Below are 3,466 nucleotides of genomic sequence, written 5' to 3' on the forward strand. Positions count from 1 at the left end.
CCCTTGCGACGATGGTTCCGATGGGCCTCGGCGGCAAAGGCCAGTGCTTTCGTCAGCCGCCGCACCTCACGCGCCTCGCGGAGATAGAGCTTTACCGATGGCGTGGAGATTAGGTCGCGCATGGCAAACTGCGGCCCCCACCTGGTGAAAAAAACGGAACTGCCGTGAGAGGCTCGCAGCGCCTCTTCACTATCAACCCGAACTCATGTCCTCAAGCATCGCCCCGCAACATCTGGCCCGGCAGGAAAAGGGGCGCGAATGTCGGCGCTCTTTCCCGGAAGGATTCGGATCACCACATTGGCGCGCGGAAATCCGGCTATTGGAGGCGGTAATTTCACGAACGGTCGTCGTCCTGACGAAKGGCTAGTGCTCGCACGCGGACCGGTGCGCTCAGCCCAGTGGCTTCGGGGCGGCCGGAATTGAGCCAGGATGCAGGACCGAGATGAGTAACTCATTCGCTCCGGACCATATGATCTGCATGCCGAGGGTGAAGAGGATGAATGCGGTTAAACGTACGGCAATGTCGGTTCCACCTGGACCGAGAAACCTTTGCATTCGATGCGCGTATGAGAAGCAGATTCCTATTGCGAAGGCGATCACCGCGACAGCGGCAAGACTGGCAAATATGAACAACAGCTCGTCGGCCGGTCGCTGAGCGCCCCGCGAGAGGCCGAGACTGATCATCACCGCGATCGTGCCCGGGCCAGTGGTGAGGGGCAGCGTCAACGGATAGAACGCCAGGCTGAGCGGATCTCCTAGATGCGCAGAGTTGGGTGTGGCCTCGATTTCCGTGCGGCTTCCTTTGTTGAGAAGCTTCCAACCGGATACCGCGACGATGAAACCGCCCGCAACGCGCAAGACCGGTATGGATATACCATAAAACTGCAGGATTAAGGCTCCAAGCAGAAAGGAACCCACTAGGACGAGCAGGGAGTTGAATGCGACCCGCCGCGCCAGTGCGCGCCGAACGTTGGGTGTCAGTCCACTCGTAAGCCCGATAAAGACAAGCGCCGTCCCCGGAGGATTCACCACAGGGAAGATCGCGGCAAGCACTAGCAGAAAGGAGTTGATGAATGTCTGCATAGGCGCGCCTCTACCGGAATTCCTATTTATGACAATACTGCCACACTCAGACTGGTCCTGTTCCAGCCTGCTGGATCCCGCTGCTGGTCGGGGTCGGCATCTCGTTTTGCGCCGCTGCGCGTTGCTTTCGGCTGCTTCGCCTCCAGGCGGCAAAGCTCGGATGCGCCACTCCCGGGCGCCCAGCAGGTCGCGTACGGTGCGTCCCGATCCGGGTTCGATTCTCGAGGCGATAAGCGCTCAATCCGCAAGTCGTCCAGCGCCATTCTTCCCATATGTCCTGGCGGTCTCGTGTGCGCCGACGCCCCACCAATTCGGCAGGTACTTTGCCACCTATCGCGGCGTCCGGATGGTGCGATAAGAAGGGACCCTTCGACAGCACGTCTTTTGCCGCACTGGGCATTTTGAAACTCGTCCCTGGTTGAGCGAGGTCGAAGCTCAAATCAATTTCGATTTGACCCAGCCACCGCAGGCAGCACGGCGCTACCAGCGCCAGCGACTCCTAACGCGACATGATGCCGATGAGGATTGGCCCCCAGGCCGTGAGCAGGATGTTCCCGATGGCATAGGGTACCGTGTAGCCCAGCGCCGGAATGCTGCTCTGGGCCTCGTCCTGGATGGCCCGGAGGGCGGCTGTGATGGTGCCAGCCCCGGCGCAGGCACCAAGCACGATCAGCGGATCCATCTTCAGGACGTRACGCCCGAACAGAATGCCGACGACATGCGGCAGCAGCGCGGAGACGAGGCCGACCAAGATCAGGCTGATGCCGGTCGCCTTCAGGCCCGAGACGAAGCTCGGTCCGGCGCCGAGCCCGACGATGCCGATGAACATGCAAAGCCCGACCGTATCGAAGATCCAGATCGCCGGCTCGGGAATGCGGCCGTAGAAGGGGTAGACGGAGCGGAGCCAGCCGAAGACGAGCCCCATGAAGAGGGCGCCGCCGCTCGCGGTCAGGGTCAGCGGCACCCCCCAGACGACCAGAGTCAGCAAACCGAACAATCCGCCCAGAAAGATCCCGAAGCCGACGAAGACCATGTCGGTTGCGGAGGTGCGGCGGTCGGGGTAGCCGAGCTCGGTCGCGGCCCGCTCGACTTCCGGCAGCGGCCCGACCAGCGACATGACGTCGCCACGATTGACGCGTGTCGTCGGCTCGATCGGCATCTCGATGCCTGAGCGTGTCAGCTTGGATAGGAAGACCCCCCGCGCGAACTCCGCTTCGGCCAGTTCCCCCAGCGATTTCTCGTCGATGCTGCGGGACGTCACGATGACGTTGAGCGCCTCGAGCGGAATGTCGAGCAGCTCGGGATCGCTCACTTCAGGTCCGATGAGGTCGCCGCGGGCGGCGTGAACTTCGTGTCTTGCCATGATGGCAATGATGTCGCCCGCCTGGATCCTGCGATCCGAAGCGTGGCCGAACAGCACCACCCCGCTGCGAACGCGCAGGATGAAGGCACGGGTCTCCTTGATGAGGGCTTCGATCTCGGTGATCGTCTTGTTGGTCAGAACCGGGTTTTCGACGCGATAGGCGCGAACGTCGAACAGGCGGGCGGCCGAGGTGACGCCTTCGGCATCGCTGCCCGGTCCGGCCTTGTCGGCGCGCTGTGCCGCGATCTCGCGAAGGTTGATGCCCATGAGCTTGGGACCGACCTTCGGCAGGAACCAGACCAGGGCCGCCGTCCCGACGAGATAGGTGACGGCGTAGGCGACAGGGATGTTGTTGATGAGCGCCGTCCGCTCGGCCTGCGGTAGGTCGAGACGCTGGATCGCTTCGCCCGCTGTTCCGATGACGGTCGATTCCGAAAACGCCCCGGCGAGAAGTCCGGCCGCAGTACCCATGTCGAAGTTCAGCAGTTTCGCGAAGCCGAGCGCCACCAGCAGGCACGTGACGCAGAGCACCACCGTTAGCGCCATTTGTGGAAGCGCATCGCGCTTCAAGGCGCGAAAGAACTGCGGACCGACCTTGTAACCGGTCGTGAAGAGGAAGAGGTCGAAGAAGACCGTCTTCACGGCGGCCGGCACCTTGATGTYGAGCTGGCCGACCAGGACGCCCGCCAGCAGGCAGCCGACAACGACGCCGAGGCTGAAGCCGCCAATTTTCGCCTTTCCAATGAGAAAGCCGAGAGCGATCGTCAGGAAGATGGCGAGCTCGGGATTATTGCGCAGGGCATCGACGATGTAGTTCATGCTTTGCCTCGCAGCATTGAACTCGGACATCCGATCAAGTCGTGACTGATCAAATGTCCGATGGTTGCCGAACGCAGGAAATCACCTGCCCACACCTTCACTCCTGCCGCTCTCGCGCGTCAGGGCTTTTTGGCGAGAGCGAGATTGTAGGCATCGAAGGCCTGGCGGTAGCCACGCGCCACCGCGCGGGTAGCGCGGCCG

At 62.2% G+C, this 3,466-nt stretch carries 2 protein-coding genes; both read right to left on the bottom strand.

Annotated features, from left to right (window positions below; translation table 11 throughout):
* Positions 1-390: 390 nt before the first annotated feature.
* Complete coding sequence (locus AC1DRP_RS35730; protein WP_441508840.1) at positions 391-1,083, bottom strand: MarC family protein; 693 nt, start codon at positions 1,081-1,083, stop codon at positions 391-393.
* 499 nt (positions 1,084-1,582) lie between these two features.
* Positions 1,583-3,265: an aspartate-alanine antiporter gene (aspT, locus tag AC1DRP_RS35735; RefSeq protein WP_476771039.1), complete on the bottom strand. Its 1,683-nt coding sequence runs from the start codon at positions 3,263-3,265 to the stop codon at positions 1,583-1,585.
* Positions 3,266-3,466: the final 201 nt, after the last annotated feature.

The sequence above is a fragment of the Allobosea sp. 01N443 genome, from assembly GCF_056399325.1.

Coding starts and splice junctions, on each gene's coding strand:
- AC1DRP_RS35730 (WP_441508840.1), bottom strand. CDS start 1,083: ATGCAGACATTCATCAACTCCTTTCTGCTAGTGCTTGCCGCGATCTTC.